Origin of the sequence: Allobosea thiooxidans (assembly GCF_900168195.1) — a bacterium.
GTDB classification, from domain to species: Bacteria; Pseudomonadota; Alphaproteobacteria; order Rhizobiales; family Beijerinckiaceae; genus Allobosea; species Allobosea thiooxidans.
On sequence record NZ_FUYX01000008.1, the window covers coordinates 129753 to 144266 of the forward strand.

Consider the following 14514-nt stretch of genomic DNA (forward strand, 5'->3'; position numbering starts at 1 on the left):
GGCCATGCGGCGCGTTCAGATCGGGGCAAGCGGACAGCTCCGTCAGATCTCGTCGGGTTGTCCATGGCTTTGCGCCCGCCAGGGCAGGAGGAAGGGTTCGCCGTCATGGCGGCCGCGCAACGCCACGACATTGAAGACGCTGCGCAGGCGGGCATCGTCGAGGACGGCTTCCGGGGTTCCCTCGGCGACCAGACGGCCGTGATCGAGCAGGGCGAGCCGGTCGCAGAAGCGGGTGGCGAGTGTGAGATCGTGCAGCACCACGACGACGCCGGCGCCGCGGCGGGCGGTCCGGCGCAGCAGCTCCATCACCTCGAGCTGGTGCAGCGGGTCGAGGCCGGCGAGCGGCTCGTCGGCGAGGAGATAGGGCGCCTCGACCGCGAGCGCGCGGGCGAGCAGGACGCGCCGCCGCTCGCCGCCCGAGAGCGTGCCCATGGTGCGCTCGCCGAAGCCGGCGACATCGCAATGCGCCAGCGCCGCGGCAATCGCCGTGCTGTCGGCCTGCGTGGCGCCGCCGAAGGGCTGGCGATGCGGCAGGCGGCCGAGCCGGACCACCGCCTCGACCGAGAGCGGCCAGGAGGTGTCGCCGCCCTGCGCCAGGAAGGAGACGCGCCGGGCGAGCGCTTGCCGGCCAAGCGCACGGGCGCTTTCGCCGTCGTAGAGCACCTTGCCCTGCGCGGGGGTGAGCAGGCCGGCCATGGCGCGCAGCAGCGTCGTCTTGCCGGCGCCGTTGGGGCCGATAAGGCCGAGGAGCTCGCCCGGTCTCAGGGCGAGGTCGACGTCCTGCAGGATCGTCTTGCCGCCGAGGGCGACGGCGATGCCATGGGCTTCGATCGCCATCACGCTTCCCGCCGCATGCGATTGACCAGGCCGAACAGGAATGGCGCGCCGATCAGCGCCGTGACCACGCCGAGCTTCAGCTCCGGCCGGATCGGCGCGAGCCGGAGCGCCGTGTCGGCCAGGAGCACGAGGATGGCGCCGCCGAAGCCGCTCGCCAGCAGCAGCCGGCCGGGGCGGTTGCCGACCAAGGGGCGCAGCAGATGCGGCACGACGAGGCCGACGAAGCCGATCGCACCGGAAACCGCGACCGCGCTGCCGACGGCGAGCGCGGTGCCGCCGATCAGCCGCAGCCGCAGCCAGCCCAGGTCGAAGCCGAGGCTGGCGGCGGTGTCCTCGCCCAGCGTCAGCGCGTCGAGCGCCGGTGCCGTCGAGAGCAGCAGGCCCCAACCGAGGAGCATCAGCGGCAGGGCGAGCAGGACATGGTCGAGGCTGCGGTCGGCGAGCGAGCCCATCAGCCAGAACACGATCTCCAGCGCCGCATAGGGGTTAGGAGCGAGGTTGAGGGCTAGCGCAGTCGCGGCGCCGGCGAAGGCGTTGAGAGCGACGCCGGCGAGGATCAGCGTGGCGGTGCCGGCGCCGCGTCCCAGCAGGACGAAGAGCAGGAACGTGGCGAGGATCGCGCCGGCGATGCCGCCGAGCGGCAGGGCGAGCGACAGGCTGGCCGAGAGCCCGCTGTAGAAGGCGAGGACCGAGCCGAAGGCGGCGGCGCTGGATATGCCGACGACGCCGGGCTCTGCCAGCGGGTTGCGCAGCAGCCCCTGCATCGCGGCGCCGGACAGGCCGAGGCTGAAGCCGACCAGCGCGCCGAGCATGGCGCGCGGCAGGCGCAGCTCCGTCAGCACGAGCGCCGGCAGGCTCGGCCGCCCCGCCAGCCAGTCGTGGGTCGCCGCGCCGAGATCGAGCGGCGCGTAGCCGATTGCCGTCGAAAGCAAAAAGACGGCGAGCGTCGCGCCGGCGAGCAGCGCGATCAGGACCGGCAGCGAAGGCGGGTTGCTGGCGGGGGCTTTCATCGCTTTCCTTCGCCGGCCCGGGCCAGCAGTTCGATGGCGTCGAGTACGCTCGGCCCGGCGCAGGTCCACAATCGCGAAGGCAGGGCGACCAGCTGCAGGCGTTCGCCGAGCGCGCCGATCAGCGGGTGGCGCAGCACCTCATGGGCGAGCGAGGGGGGCCCGTCCGGCGTGTCGTTGAGGATCAGCATCTCGGCACCGCCGAGCGCTACAGTCTCCAGGGCGATCTGGCCGTAGCTGTCGATGCCGAGGCTGGCCGCGATATTGTCGAGGCCGGCAAGGGTCAGCACCTCGTCGACCAGCGAGCCGTGCCCGACGGTGAAGCCGTTGGGGCGCAGCACGATGGCGCGGCGGCGCTCGGCCGGGCGGGTCGCCGCCAGCGCGGCGAGCCTGGCGTCGATATCGGCGAGCAGGGCGGCGCCGCGCTCCTCCTCGCCCAGCAGTGCCGCCATCTCGACGATCTGCGCCCGCATCTCGGCGAGGTTGCGCGGCACGCCGAACTCCCGCACCGGCATGCCGACGCGCTTGAGCAGGGCGACCGTGGCGCGGGTGGTGTAGGCGCCGGCGATGACGAGGTCGGGCTTGGTGGCCAGCACCTCCTCGACGAGACCGTGATTGACCCCGACCGCGCGCGCCGCCTCGGCCATGTTGGCGTTGCGCGGATCGCGCGAGAGCCAGGTGACGGAGGCGATGCGCGCGGGCGGTGCGAGGCGCAGGACGAGCTCGTCGGTGCACAGGTTGAGGGAGACGATCCGGCCCGGCTTCGCCGCCGCGGCCGGGGCTTGGGCGATCGCAGCCGCGCAGCAGGCGAGCGCTGCGAGGGCGCGCAGAACGAGCCGGGCACGAAGCGTCGTCATCCGCCGAAGGCCACCTTGATGCCGCCGAAAGCACTGAACCCCGGAACGAGGAAACCGACCGGATTCTCCCAGCGCTTGTCGAAGAGGTTATCGACCCTACCGAAGACCGTCACCTTGTCGGTCGCCTTGTATTTGGCGGCGAGGTTGACCAGCGTCGCGCCCTTCGCCCGCATGCGCGCGACCGAGAAGTCGCGGTTGCCGTCGACCCAGGGGCCGACATAGAGCAGCGTCGCCGAGAGCGTGAGCCTGTCCGTGGGCGTCCAGGTCGCGGTGGCGCTCGCCTTGTGGCGCGGGCGGCGCAGCAGCTCCTGCCGCGCGATCTCGTCCTTGGCGAGGGTGAAGGTGTAGTCGGCGCGGACGCGGAACTGGGGCGAGACCTCCAGCGCCGCGAAGGCCTCGACGCCCTTGGTCTTCGCCTTGCCGATATTGGCGTAGGAATCGCGCGTGGCGTTGGTGACGATCAGGTTCTCGATGTCGTTCTGAAACCAGGTTGCGCCGAGTTGCAGGCGCCGGTCGAAGAGCGGCTGTTCGAAGCCGATGTCCCAGCCGCGGCTCTCCTCCGGCTTGAGGTTGGGATTGCCGTGGAAATTGTAACCCGGGCGATAGTCGATGAAGAGCTCGCTGAGCGTCGGCGCCTTGAAGCCGGTGCCGTAGCTCGCCTTCAGCTTGGTCTCGGTGCCGGGCACGATCACGGCCGGCGCGATGCGCCAGGTCGTGTGGCCGCCATAGCTGTCGTCATGGTCATGGCGGATGTTCGCTGCCAGGAAATAGCGGTCCTGCAGGTTGCCCTGATATTCGAGATAGGCAGCCTTGTTGCCGTTGGAGGCAATGAGGCTCTCGGTGTCGAGCCGCTCGCGCTCGTATTGCAGGCCCATCAGCAGGTTGTGGCCCTTGGCGATCTCGAGATTGCCGCGCCAGTCGAGCTTGGTGCGCTCGCCCAGGTTCTCGTTCGGCAGGCCGAGCAGGCCGGTCGCCCCATCGGCCGTCCGCGTCGCCCGGTCCTGATGCGTGTAGGAGACGCCGAAGGTGTTGACGAAGCGCCCACCGAGCGGATCCCAGATCACCTCGCCGCGGGTGAAGGCCTGGGCGTAGTTCTGCAGGGAGCGATAGGGCGACGGGCGGCTCGGGAAGCCCGTGTCGCCGGTATAGCGCAGTTGCCCGTCCTGGTACCGGCCGATCCAGTTGAGCGACAGCGTGTCGCCGAGCGCGACGCCGATGCGGCCGGAATAGCTGTAATTGTCGAAGGCGTTGGGATTGATGCGCCGGCCGGGCGGCACGAGGTTAGGCGGTGTCACTTCGATCGCGTCCGTACGGAAATGCGCGACGTTGAAGGCGTAGTTGAAGCGGTCGTCGCCGCCGCCGAAGCCGGCCGACTGGTTGAAGGTGCCGTGCGATCCGCCCTCGATGCGCGCCGTCGCCTTTGGCGGGCCGTCGCCGCGCTTGGTCGTGATCGAGATCACGCCGCCCAGCGCATTGGCGCCGTAGAGGCCGCTCTGCGGGCCGCGCAGCACCTCGATGCGCTCGATGTCGTCTGTCAGCATCGAGCCGAAGTCGAAGGAGCGGTTCGGCGTCGAGGGGTCATTGGCCTCGATGCCATCGATCAGCACCTTGACGTGGTTGGAATTGGTGCCGCGCATGAAGACCGAGGTCTGGCCGCCCGGGCCGCCGGTCTGGACGATGTTGAGGCCGGGTACAGCCGCGAGCGCCTGCGGCAGGGTGCGGCGCTGCTGCTGCTCGATATCCTTGGCGGTGACGACGGTGACGGAGCTTGCGACCTCGCGTGCCGGGGTCGGCGTGCCGGTGGCGCTGACGACGATCTCGTCGAGCGCGACGGGGGCGTCCTGCGCAAATGCGGGGGCCGAGCAGGCGAGGGCGGCGAAGGAGACGGAGGCGATCAGGCGGCCGCGTCCGGCGGCCGGGAGGAAGACGTTCACGATGGAGACCTCGGGCGTTGACGTCAGTGGCACGTCACCGCGAACGCGATCTCCCATCCGCCGTCCCAAGGACGGCCAACAGTCGAATCAGCGATCGGCTCACCCCGTCCGAACGTGTCCGCGTGTGACCACGGCTGACGGCAGGTCTCCTGGCTCGCGGGTCGGTGCCTTTCGCCGCCTTCCCAGGTCCGAGGCCCCAGTGGCGTATGGCGAAAGGCTCGCCGCTTACAGTTGCGGGGGCAGCCGCGGCATGGGGCGGAAGATCCGCCCGCACCGCGTTCCCTTTTGATCCCGTGAGGGAACCGTCGCGGCGAGGGTTACGGCGGAAAACCGGCGCCGTCAAACCTCATCGGCGGCTCAGCCCCGAAGCCTCCGGATCGCAGGGGCTCAGAAAGCGACCTTGTCCGCGCCCTTGAGCTGGAGCGTCTCGCGCGCTTCGGCCGGCGTCGCGATCTCGAGGCCGAGGCCCTCGACGATCTGGCGCGCCGCGCGGACCTGATCGGCGTTCGACTTCGCGAGCTGCCCCGGCCCGAGCCAGAGCGAGTCCTCGAGGCCGACGCGCAGATTGCCGCCCATCGAGACCGCCATGGCCGCGATGGCCAGCTGATGGCGCCCGGCGCCCAGCACCGACCAGTGATAGTCCTCGCCGAAAAGCCGGTCGGCGGTGCGCTTCATATGGGCGACGTCCTCCGGGTGCGGGCCGATGCCGCCGAGGATGCCGAAGACCGACTGGACGAAGAAGGGCGGCTTCACCAGCCCGCGATCGGCGAAGTGGGCGAGCGTGTAGAGATGGCCGATGTCGTAGCACTCGATCTCGAAGCGCGTGCCGTTCTCGGCGCAGGTCGTCAGGATGTTCTCGATGTCCTGGAAGGTGTTCTTGAAAATCCTATCCTTGGAGCCTTCGAGATAGGGCCGCTCCCAGTCGTGCTCGAACTCCTTGAAGCGGTTCAGCATCGGGTAGAGGCCGAAATTCATCGAGCCCATGTTGAGCGAGGCGACCTCCGGCTTGAAATGGGCGCAGGGCTGGAGGCGCTCCTCGACGCCCATCGTCGGCGCGCCGCCGGTGGTGATGTTGATGACGGCGTCGCAGCGCTGCTTGATCACCTTGAGGAAGGGTTCGAAGGCTTCTGGCGACTGGTCGGGCTGGCCGGTCTTCGGGTTGCGGGCGTGGACATGGACCAGCGCCGCGCCGGCCTCGGCCGCGCCGACGGCGGCGTCGATGATCTCGTCGGGCGTCACCGGCAGGTGAGGCGACATCGACGGGGTGTGGATCGCGCCCGTCACCGCGCAAGTGATCATGACTTTGCGGTTCTTCGCCATGGTTCGGCTCCTCCTGTCTCGCGCGGGTCTTCGTCTCAATCGGGCTTGCGCGCGGCGGCGCGCTTATGGGCACGCAGGGCAGCGAGCCTGCCGTCGCGCCAGTCGCTCAGGCGCTTGACGCGGTCGGGCGACTGCGCACCGCGCCATTCGCGCATCACCTCGGTCACGGTCGCGGCCTCGAACGGGTTTCCGTGCCCTTCCGACGACTTCACCATGCGGTCGAGCGAGGCCGCGTAGCGCGAACAGTAGTCGGGAATGCCGCCGGGCGCGTTGAGCTCGATCGTCTCGAAGGGGCCCATGAAGGCCCAGCGCAGGCCGAGCCCGTCGCGGATGGTCTTGTCGACATCCTCGGCGCTGGCGACGCCTTCGCCGACGAGTCGGAAGGCCTCGGCCAGCAGCACCGCCTGCAGCCGATTGAGGACGAAGCCGGCCTTCTCCTTGCGCAGGGTGATCGGCACCTGGCCGGCCTTCTCGTAGATCGCCTTGGCCCGCTCGACCACGGCCGGATCGGTCCAGGGCGCCGGCGCGATCTCGACGATAGGGACGAGATGCGGCGGGTTGACCGGGTGGCCGACGAGGCAGCGGGCGCGGCCCTTCAGCCCCTCGCTGAAGACGGAGGCCATGATGAAGGAGGTCGAGGACGACAGGATGGCGTCGGGAGCGGCGAGCGTGTCCATCTCGGCGAAGAGGGCGCGCTTGGCCTCGACCGTCTCCGGCCCGTTCTCCTGGACGAAGCCGGCACCCGCCAGCGCGTCGGCGAGGCTCGACGCCACGCGGATGCGGGCGAGCGCGCCTTTGGGGTCGTCGACGAGGCCGTGCTCCGCGAGCTCGCCGAGATTGGTGGCGATATGGGCCCGCGCCGCCTCGGCCGCGCCCGCCACGACATCATGCAGGGCGACGTCGAAGCCGTGGCTGGCGAAGACGGTCGCCCAGGCGCGGCCGATCAGGCCGGAACCGACGATGGCGATCTTGGTCATGGGAGAAGGTCCTTGGCGAAGCACGGCGGATAAGGTCGATCATGGTTACAGCCACAGCACCTGCCGCCGGAGCGCCAGGTCCTGGCTCAGCGCCCGCGACGGGCCGATATGGGTGACCTGGCCGCGCTCCAGCACCACGGTGCGGTCGGAGAGCGCCAAGGCGAGGTCGAGATGGTGGTCGACGATGACGATGGCGATCTCCCGGCGCAGCTTGTCGAAGGCCTCGAAGAGCTCCTCGACCACCGCGGGCGCCAGGCCCTCGAAGGGCTCGTCCAGCAACAGCACGCGGGTATCGCCGGAGAGCGCGCGGGCCACCGCCACCATCTGCTGCTCGCCGCCGGAGAGATAGTCGGCCGGCGAGTTCCAGCGTTCGCGGATGCGCGGGAAGAAGGAGAAGATCTTCTCGTCCTCCCAATGGGTGCCGTTGCCGGTGAGCCGCCGCAGCCTGCCGAGCTCCATGTTGTCCTTGACGCTCATGCCGGCGAAGAGGCCGCGCCCCTGCGGCACATAGGCGATGCCGGCGCGGGCGATCGCGGCCGGTGCCTGCCGCGCGATCTCCGCGCCGGCGAGGCGGATGCTGCCCTCGGCCGGCGGCGCGATGCCGGTGATGGTCTTGAGCAGGGTGGACTTGCCGGCGCCGTTGCGGCCGAGCAGCGCGACGATCTCGTTGTCGTGCACGTCGAAGGAGACGTCGCGCAGGATGTGACTCTTGCCGTAGAAGGTGTCGACATCCTTCAGGCCGAGCAGCACGCCTTCGCCCGCCGCGCTTTCGCGCGGCTTCGCCGCCAGCGCATGGGCGCCCGAGCCGATATAGATCTCCTGCACCTTGGCCGAGGAACGGGCATCCTCGACCGTGCCGTCGACCAGCACGCTGCCCTCGTTCATCACCGTGACATGGTCGGCGATGGCGAAGACGCGGTCGATGTCGTGCTCGACGAGCAGCACCGGCAGATCGGTCGAGATCGACTTGATGAGGTTGCCGACGCGCTCGCGCTCGGCCGCTGCCAAGCCGGCGAGCGGCTCGTCGAGCAGCAGCACGCGCGGGCTCGTCGCCAGCGCCAGCGACATGTCGAGCAGGCGCTGGCCGCCATAGCTGAGCGAGCCGGCCTCGGCGCGCTCGATGCCCGACAGCCCCATGGTGGAGATGACCTGGCCGGTTTCGTCGCTGACCTGTCCGAGGGCCGAGGCCGCGCGCCAGAAGCCGAAGCGCTCGGGCGCCCGCGCCTGCACCGCGAGGCGCACATTCTCGGCTACCGAGAGCGAGGGGAACAGGTTGGTGATCTGGAAGGCGCGGCCGATGCCGGCGCGGGTGATGGCATCGGGGCTCAGGCCGGCGACGTCGTGCTCGCGCAGGCGCACCGTGCCCCGGTCGGGCGTGAACATGCCGGAGATCAGGTTGAAGGCGGTGGTCTTGCCGGCACCGTTGGGGCCGATCAGCGCGTGCAGCTTCCGGTCGCGCAGGGCAAGATCGACATTCTCGACCGCCTTGATGCCGCCGAAGCTCTTGGCGAGGCCGTTCGCGGTTAGGATCGTGCCGTCGCCGGCATCCTGCGGCTTCATGAAGGCCGGTAGCTCGACCGCGCCGGCCTTGCGGGCCGACATCGCCGCGTCCTCGGCCGGCTGCTTGCGGAACGGCTTGAGCAGCCGCTGGCCGACGCCGACCAGCCCGTCCGGCGAGAAGACGATGAAGGCGACGAAGAGCAGGCCGAACCAGAACAGCCAGTTCTCGGTCGCGCTCGAGAGATAGTCGCGGAAGACGACGAAGAAGAGCGCGCCCAGCGCCGGCCCCAGGAAGGAGCGCATGCCACCGATCACCACCATCGCCAGCAATTCGCCGGAGAAGGCGACCGAGATCGGCTCGGCCGAGGTCATCCGGTTGTTGAACAGCAGCAGGGAGCCGGCGAGCCCCGTCAGCGCGGCCGAGACGGTGAAGGCGACGAGCTTGTAGCGGGTCGTGGCGTAGCCGAGGAAGCGGGCGCGCTGCTCGTTCTCGCGGATCGCGACGAGCACGGTGCCGACCGGCGAGCGCTGGAAGCGCCAGAGCGCGTAGACCACGCCGAAGCCGATCGTCGCGACCAGCATGTAGAAGGGCAGCGCCGCCTCGAAGTCGATGCCGAGGAAGAGCGGCCGGCGGATGCCGCCGAGCCCGTCCTCGCCGCCGGTCACCGAGGTCCAGCGGAAGGCGACGGAATAGGTCATGGCGGCGAGCGCCAGCGTCAGCAGCGAGAAATAGACGCCGCGGCGGCGCAGGATCAGGGCGCCGAAGGCCAGCGCGACCAGCGCGACGAGCGCGACGGCGAGCAGGATCGGCAGCGCGAACTGGCCGGGGAACCAGTTGCGCTGCATCAGCCCGGCGGCATAGGCGGCGATGCCGAACCAGGCGCCGTGGCCGAAGGAGACGAGCCCGGTCATGCCGACGAGGATGTTCAGCGCCATGCAGGCGATGGCGAAGACGACGATCTCGGTCGCGGAGGTGGTGCCGAGGCCGATCAGATGCATCAGCGAGGGCAGGGCGAGCAGCCCTGCCGCGGCGAGGAGGAGGGGAAGGTAGTCGCGGCTGGTCGGGCTCATCGCGTCCTCACTCGAAGCGCTGGATGCGCTCGCCGAACAGGCCGCGCGGACGGAAGAGCAGGACGAGCAGCATCATCAGATAGATCACCGCCGTCGACCATTGCGTGTAGCCGAGCCCGATGGTGATGCCCTTGACCAGGCCGACCATCAGCGCGGCGACGACCACGCCCCAGAAGGAGCCGAGGCCGCCGATCACGACGACGACGAAGGCCGGGGTGATGATCTCCTGTCCCATCGCCGGGTGGATCGAGTAGATCGGCGCGAGCAGCACGCCGGCGAGCCCGGCAAGCCCGATGCCGATGCCCGCCACCGCCATCATATAGGGCTGCAGCGAGATGCCGAGCGCGCCGACCATGTCGGGATTCTGCACGCCGGCCCGCACGACCCGGCCGAAGGCGGTCCGCTGCAGCAGGAACCAGAGGGCGAGGATGCAGATGGCAGCAATGCCAATCAGCAGAGCACGATAGCGGGAATAGATGAAGTCGCCGATGAAGATCTGTCCGCGCAGCGCCGGCGGAATCGAGAAGGAGAGCGGCGGTGCGCCGAAGATCATGCGCAGCGCCTGCTCGGCGACCATGGCGAGGCCGAAGGTCAGGAGCAGCGAGAGGATCGGGTCGCGCCGGTAGAAGTGCCGGAACAGCCCGCGCTCGATGACGATGCCGATCAGCGCGACCAGCACCGGCGAGGCGATGATCGCGCCGCCGAAGCCGACATGCGGCGCGAGCACGATCGTGAGATAGGCGCCGATCGCATAGAAGGCGCCATGCGCCAAGTTGACGATGCCGCCGAGCGAGAAGATCAGCGACAGGCCGAGCGCGATCAGGAGGTAGTAGACCCCGTCGAGCAGCCCGTTCAGCACCTGCTGGATGAAGAGGGTGAGCAAGGGAAGGCCTTTGCGGGATTGCGCGATGGGTTTCCCCAGCCCTCATCCTGAGGAGGTCGCGTTCGCGACCGCCTCGAAGGATGGTCCGGGAGGCTGTAGAGTTCCCCGGAGCATCCTTCGAGACGCGGGCTTCGCCCGCTCCTCGGGATGAGGGCTGAGGACGAGATCGGTGAGACGGTCGCTCAGCTCATCTTGCAGACGGCCTCGTCGCCCTGCGTGGCGATGACCTCCATGTCCTCGTTCGGGCCGGGCACCGGCGGCGAGGAGGAGAAGAGGTCCCACTGGTTCTTGACCTGCGCCGCCGGCAGGGCCGTGATCGTGTACATCTCACTGATCAGCTGGTGGTCCGAGGCGCGGAAATAGCCCTGACGCGGCTTCATCACGTCGAACTTCGCGCCCTTTTCCCAATGCTCGAGGATCTTGGCGGTGTCGGTCGACTTCAGCTCGTTCATCGACTGCGCCATGATCTTGACCGCGACATAGTCGCCCCAGGCCTGGTTCTCGGGCGGCTTGCTGTATTTCTTGGTGAAGGCGGCGACGAAGGCCTTGCTCGACGGCGTCTCAATCAGGTGGTGCCAGACGCAGGGCCAGATGCCGCCGAAATTGTCCTTGCCGGCCGCCCAGGCCAGCGCGGTGTCGAAGCCGAAGCCGGCAACCGGGAAGGTGAGCCCGAATTCCGAGTACTGCTTCAGGAAGTTGGTGATCTGGTTGCCGGCGAGGTTGGAGATCACGATATCGGGCTTGGCCGCCCTGATCTCCAGCAGCAGCGCCGAGAAGTCGGTCGCGTCGGTCGGCACCAGCTTGTCGGCGGCGAACTGGCCGCCATTGGCCTCCATGAAGCGCTTGGCGACCTTGAGCAGGTCGTGGCCGAAGGCGTAGTCGGCGGTCAGCGAGAACCACTTCTTGCCCTTGACCAGCCCCTGCTGCATCAGCGAGCGGCCGCAGCTCTTCACATACATCGAGTTCTGGTGCTCGACATGGAACATGTAGCGGTTGCAGCTCTCGCCGCGCAGCGCGTCGGAGTTGCCGCCGGTGTTGACGAAGAGCTTCTTGTTGCGCGCCGCCACCTGCGAGATCGTCAGGCAGGAGGCCGACGAGATCTCGCCGAGGATGCAGGCGACCTGATCGCGCTCGAACATGCGCTCGGCCTTGGTCGAGGCGGTCTGCGGGTTGACCGAATCCTCCTTCAGCGCCTCCAGCTTGCGGCCGTTGACGCCGCCGGCCGCATTGATCTCCTCGACCGCGAGATCGACCGCCATCACGCCATATTCGCCGAGCGGGCCGAGAAAGCCGGTGCGCGGCGTCAGATGGCCGAAGCGGATGGTGTCAGATGTCTGTGCGAGAATGACGGAGGGGCTTGCCACCAGCCCGCCCACCAGCGCAGCACCTGTCCCTGCCAGCGCCTGCCGGCGCGAAATGCCCTTGGTGATCCCAGTCATGCGTTCCTCCCAGAACGGTCGCGCCTCGGCGCTCTTTCAGTCTCGTCGCGGCCTCTTCGGACCGCTTGTCGTGATCTGTGATCACAGTTAGGTTGGCAGACATGATTGCCCGAGTCCAGCCCCCCGCCGCCGAGTCCGGCAGCGGCACAGCCAAGCCCGCGGGGAAGCGGGCGGGGGATTTCTCCGCCCTCGACGAGATCGGCTCGCTGCCGCACGAGACGCTGGGCGAGCGCGTCACCGGCGAGCTGCGCGAGTTGCTGATCTCCGGAAAGCTGGCCCCGGGCGAGAAGCTCTCGCTCAGGCGCGTGGCCGAGGCGCTCGGCGTCTCGATGATGCCGGTCCGGGAGGCGGTGAGCCGGCTCGCGGCCGACCAGGCGCTGGAGGTGCTGCCGGGCCGGGCCGTGCGCGTGCCGGTGCTGACGCTGGCGCAGTTTCGCGAGCTGACGCGGATCCGCCTCGTCGTCGAGGGCTATGCCGCCGAGGAGGCGGCGAAGGTGGCTACGGTGGCGCAGATCGACGCGGTGAAGCGGCATGAAGCGGCCTTCCGCGCCGCCGCCAGCGCCGATCCACCGGACAGCGCCGCCGCGGTGGCCGCGAACCGCCATCTGCATTTCGCGCTCTACGAGGCGGCGGGCATGCCGCTGCTGGTCGAGATGATCGGGCGCCTGTGGCTGAAGGTCGGGCCGATCCTCAATCTCGACATGCGTCATGAGCCGCGCCGGCTCGACGGCGGCAGCGCCGTGGTGGCGCATGAGGCTCTGATCGCGGCGCTGCGTGGGCGCGATCCCGCCGCGGCGCGCGTGGCGCTCGTCGAGGATATCCGGGCGGCCGCGGACCATATCGAACGTACGGCAAGGCTGGCGGAATGACCGCCGGCATGAGGAGGGGCTGACATGGACCTGATGATCGACGGTTTGCGGGTGCTGGTGACGGCAGGCGCCGGCGGTATCGGCCGCGCCATCGCGCGCGCCTTCGCGGCGGAGGGGGCGAAGGTGCATGTCTGCGACGTCGACGAGGCGGCGCTCGCGGCGCTGGCCGAGAGCGACCCGGCGATCACGCGCTCGATCTGCGACGTCTCCGACCGCAAGGCGGTGGCGCGGCTGTTCGAGGAGGCTCTCGCCGCGCTCGGCGGGCTCGATTGCCTCGTCAACAATGCCGGCATCGCCGGCCCGACCGGCCGCGTCGACGAGATCGCGCCGGAGGACTGGGATTCCTGCCTCGCGGTCGACCTGACCGGGCAGTTCAACTGTACGCGGCTGGCGGTGGCGCATCTCAAGCAGTCGGGCAACGCCTCGATCGTCAACCTGTCGAGCCAGGCCGGCAAGCACGGTTTCCCGCTGCGCTCGCCCTATGGCGCGGCGAAATGGGGCGTCATCGGCTTCACCAAGGCGCTCTCGGCCGAGCTCGGCGAATTCGGCATCCGGGCCAATGCGATCTGTCCCGGCCTCGTCGAGGGGCCGCGCATCCAGAGCGTGATCGCCAACAAGGCGCGCAGCTTCAATGTCTCGCATGAGGAGATGACCGCGCGCCTCTTCGCCGGCGTCTCGATCAAGCGTTTCGTCGATCCGGCCGACATCGCCCGCCAGATCGTCTTCCTGGCTTCGCCCTTCGGCAAGACGATCTCCGGCCAGGAGATTTCCGTCTGCGGCGATACGCGTATGCTGGCATAGGCGGCAGGTCCTTCCAGAGGGGCGGGATGCGCCGTCGGCTGCGAGGGACGCCATCATGATTCTGGTCTGCGGGGAGGCGCTGGTCGACCTGTTCGTCGGGGCGCCCGAGGGCGCCGAGATGCCGGCACGCGTGGTCGCGGGCGGCTCTCCGTTCAATGTCGCGATCGGCCTCGCCCGGCTCGGGGTCGCGGCCGGCTTCCTGGGCGGCGTCTCGAACGACCGCTTCGGCACGCTGCTCGCCGACATCCTGGCGAGCGAGGGCGTCGACGGCCGGTTCGTGGTCCGTACCGACCGGCTGACCACGATTTCCGCGGTTGCCACCGGCAAGGATGGCCATCCGAGCTACAGCTTCCATGGCGAGGGCGCGGCCGACCGCTCGCTCACTTTGGACGACCTGCCCGCCGCGCTGCCCGAGACGATCGGCGCGCTCACTTTCGGCTCCTACACCATGGCCGTCGAGCCGGTCGGCTCCGCCTATGCGGCATTGGCGGAGCGGGAGAAGGGCAGGCGAGTCATCAGCGTCGACCCCAATCTGCGGCCGACCGCGATCGGCGACATGGCCGGCTGGCATGGCGCGGCCGAGCGCTTCTACCGCGCCGCGACCCTGATCAAGGCCAGCGAGGAGGACGTGCAGATCGCCTGGGACGGGCACATCACCGTCGCGGAGGCGGCCGCCTACTGGCTCGATCTCGGCGCGCAGCTCGTGGTGGTGACCGCGGGCGAGCGGGGTGCCACCGCCTTCTCGGCGGCCGGGCGCGTCTCGGTGCCCGGAAGGCCGGTCGCGGTGCGCGACACGGTTGGGGCCGGCGACACCTTTCACGCGGCGCTGCTGGCCCGCCTGGCGCGGACCGGGCGGCTGAGCCCGGCTGCGATCGCGGGGCTCGATCTGCCGGCGCTCAAGGAACTGCTGACCTATGCGGTCGCGGCCGCGTCGATCACGGTCACGCGTTGCGGAGCGGACCTGCCCAGCGCCGCGGAGGTCGAGGCGCTGCTCTACGCGGCACCCGCCGGCTGAGCCG

12 protein-coding genes and 1 riboswitch are annotated in these 14514 nt (G+C 69.5%); of the genes, 3 read left to right on the forward strand and 9 right to left on the reverse strand.

Annotation, left to right across the window (positions count from 1 at the left end; genetic code table 11):
• Positions 1–42 precede the first annotated feature (42 nt).
• From B5Y19_RS15605 to B5Y19_RS15645, 9 genes are all read right to left on the reverse strand, one after another.
• Entirely contained in the window at positions 43–837 is a 795-nt protein-coding gene (locus B5Y19_RS15605) for an ABC transporter ATP-binding protein (RefSeq protein WP_055727738.1), read from the reverse strand.
• Complete coding sequence (locus B5Y19_RS15610) at positions 837–1847, reverse strand: FecCD family ABC transporter permease (protein ID WP_055727739.1); 1011 nt, start codon at positions 1845–1847, stop codon at positions 837–839. Before B5Y19_RS15610 ends, B5Y19_RS15605 begins: the two co-directional genes overlap by 1 nt.
• On the reverse strand, positions 1844–2701 hold the full coding sequence (locus B5Y19_RS15615) for an ABC transporter substrate-binding protein (RefSeq protein ID WP_055727740.1): 858 nt from the start codon (positions 2699–2701) through the stop codon (positions 1844–1846). The genes B5Y19_RS15610 and B5Y19_RS15615 overlap by 4 nt, the downstream gene beginning before the upstream one ends.
• Complete coding sequence (locus tag B5Y19_RS15620; RefSeq protein WP_244555606.1) at positions 2698–4635, reverse strand: TonB-dependent receptor plug domain-containing protein; 1938 nt, start codon at positions 4633–4635, stop codon at positions 2698–2700. Before B5Y19_RS15620 ends, B5Y19_RS15615 begins: the two co-directional genes overlap by 4 nt.
• Positions 4636–4757: 122 nt before the next feature.
• Positions 4758–4956: riboswitch (cobalamin riboswitch) on the reverse strand.
• A gap of 66 nt (positions 4957–5022) precedes the next feature.
• On the reverse strand, positions 5023–5955 hold the full coding sequence (locus B5Y19_RS15625; RefSeq protein ID WP_055727741.1) for a 3,5-dioxohexanoate:acetyl-CoA acetone transferase: 933 nt from the start codon (positions 5953–5955) through the stop codon (positions 5023–5025).
• 35 nt (positions 5956–5990) lie between these two features.
• The gene (locus B5Y19_RS15630) at positions 5991–6932 is read right to left on the reverse strand and encodes a 3-hydroxyacyl-CoA dehydrogenase (RefSeq protein ID WP_055727742.1); all 942 of its coding nucleotides are present in this window, start codon (positions 6930–6932) and stop codon (positions 5991–5993) included.
• 45 nt (positions 6933–6977) lie between these two features.
• Positions 6978–9503: a branched-chain amino acid ABC transporter ATP-binding protein/permease gene (locus tag B5Y19_RS15635; RefSeq protein ID WP_079591689.1), complete on the reverse strand. Its 2526-nt coding sequence runs from the start codon at positions 9501–9503 to the stop codon at positions 6978–6980.
• Positions 9504–9510: 7 nt separating this feature from the next.
• On the reverse strand, positions 9511–10386 hold the full coding sequence (locus B5Y19_RS15640; RefSeq protein WP_055727744.1) for a branched-chain amino acid ABC transporter permease: 876 nt from the start codon (positions 10384–10386) through the stop codon (positions 9511–9513).
• 182 nt (positions 10387–10568) lie between these two features.
• A complete protein-coding gene (locus B5Y19_RS15645) occupies positions 10569–11825 on the reverse strand; it encodes an ABC transporter substrate-binding protein (RefSeq protein ID WP_055727745.1) in 1257 nt (418 codons plus the stop codon).
• 101 nt (positions 11826–11926) lie between these two features.
• Here B5Y19_RS15645 and B5Y19_RS15650 point away from each other — a divergent pair, with 101 nt between their 5' ends.
• From B5Y19_RS15650 to B5Y19_RS15660, 3 genes are read left to right on the forward strand one after another with little or no spacing between them, the layout of a single operon-like run.
• Complete coding sequence (locus B5Y19_RS15650; protein ID WP_079591690.1) at positions 11927–12694, forward strand: GntR family transcriptional regulator; 768 nt, start codon at positions 11927–11929, stop codon at positions 12692–12694.
• Between the two features lie 24 nt (positions 12695–12718).
• Complete coding sequence (locus B5Y19_RS15655; RefSeq protein WP_055727746.1) at positions 12719–13495, forward strand: SDR family oxidoreductase; 777 nt, start codon at positions 12719–12721, stop codon at positions 13493–13495.
• Between the two features lie 55 nt (positions 13496–13550).
• Entirely contained in the window at positions 13551–14510 is a 960-nt protein-coding gene (locus B5Y19_RS15660) for a carbohydrate kinase family protein (protein WP_055727747.1), read from the forward strand.
• Positions 14511–14514 lie beyond the last annotated feature (4 nt).

What these genes read in the sequence shown, in the direction of transcription:
- B5Y19_RS15650 (WP_079591690.1), top strand. Translation starts at nt 11,927, where the DNA reads ATGATTGCCCGAGTCCAGCCCCCCGCCGCCGAGTCCGGCAGCGGCACA.
- B5Y19_RS15655 (WP_055727746.1), top strand. Translation starts at nt 12,719, where the DNA reads ATGGACCTGATGATCGACGGTTTGCGGGTGCTGGTGACGGCAGGCGCC.
- B5Y19_RS15660 (WP_055727747.1), top strand. Translation starts at nt 13,551, where the DNA reads ATGATTCTGGTCTGCGGGGAGGCGCTGGTCGACCTGTTCGTCGGGGCG.
- B5Y19_RS15625 (WP_055727741.1), bottom strand. Translation starts at nt 5,955, where the DNA reads ATGGCGAAGAACCGCAAAGTCATGATCACTTGCGCGGTGACGGGCGCG.
- B5Y19_RS15630 (WP_055727742.1), bottom strand. Translation starts at nt 6,932, where the DNA reads ATGACCAAGATCGCCATCGTCGGTTCCGGCCTGATCGGCCGCGCCTGG.
- B5Y19_RS15645 (WP_055727745.1), bottom strand. Translation starts at nt 11,825, where the DNA reads ATGACTGGGATCACCAAGGGCATTTCGCGCCGGCAGGCGCTGGCAGGG.
- B5Y19_RS15605 (WP_055727738.1), bottom strand. Translation starts at nt 837, where the DNA reads ATGGCGATCGAAGCCCATGGCATCGCCGTCGCCCTCGGCGGCAAGACG.
- B5Y19_RS15615 (WP_055727740.1), bottom strand. Translation starts at nt 2,701, where the DNA reads ATGACGACGCTTCGTGCCCGGCTCGTTCTGCGCGCCCTCGCAGCGCTC.
- B5Y19_RS15635 (WP_079591689.1), bottom strand. Translation starts at nt 9,503, where the DNA reads ATGAGCCCGACCAGCCGCGACTACCTTCCCCTCCTCCTCGCCGCGGCA.
- B5Y19_RS15610 (WP_055727739.1), bottom strand. Translation starts at nt 1,847, where the DNA reads ATGAAAGCCCCCGCCAGCAACCCGCCTTCGCTGCCGGTCCTGATCGCG.